This window comes from Cupriavidus sp. SIMBA_020, assembly GCF_046535395.1.
In the GTDB taxonomy this organism is placed as follows: domain Bacteria; phylum Pseudomonadota; class Gammaproteobacteria; order Burkholderiales; family Burkholderiaceae; genus Cupriavidus; species Cupriavidus campinensis.
In genome coordinates this window covers 1-256 of the sequence record NZ_JAWRWU010001061.1, presented here as the reverse complement: position 1 = coordinate 256, position 256 = coordinate 1, and the positions used below count along the sequence as shown (strand labels likewise).

Sequence of the window (256 nt, the reverse complement as noted above, 5' to 3'; positions counted from 1 at the left end):
CAAGAATTGCCAATGGACTGGAGTAAGAGCATCACAACAGCTGCCGCCTTCATCGGTGTCATCCTCAGCATCTACAACACCGTAGAGGCTCGGCGGCGGGGAAAGAGTCGCATCCGCGTAAGCGTCGGGCCGGGCGATCACGGCTACAACACGATCACTGTCAGCAACCTCAGCCCTCACCCTGTCACGGTGACACGCCTCGAATCGCTCGACTTGCGCGGGGCGAGCCACCCGTGGAGCGTTCCGGCGAACTTCC

The 256-nt window shown here is 61.3% G+C and carries 1 protein-coding gene; it reads left to right on the top strand.

From position 1 onward, the window contains the following. Nucleotides 1–12: 12 nt before the first annotated feature. On the top strand, nt 13–256 hold a 244-nt coding region (locus SB751_RS32740; protein WP_410749346.1), incomplete at its 3' end, for a hypothetical protein.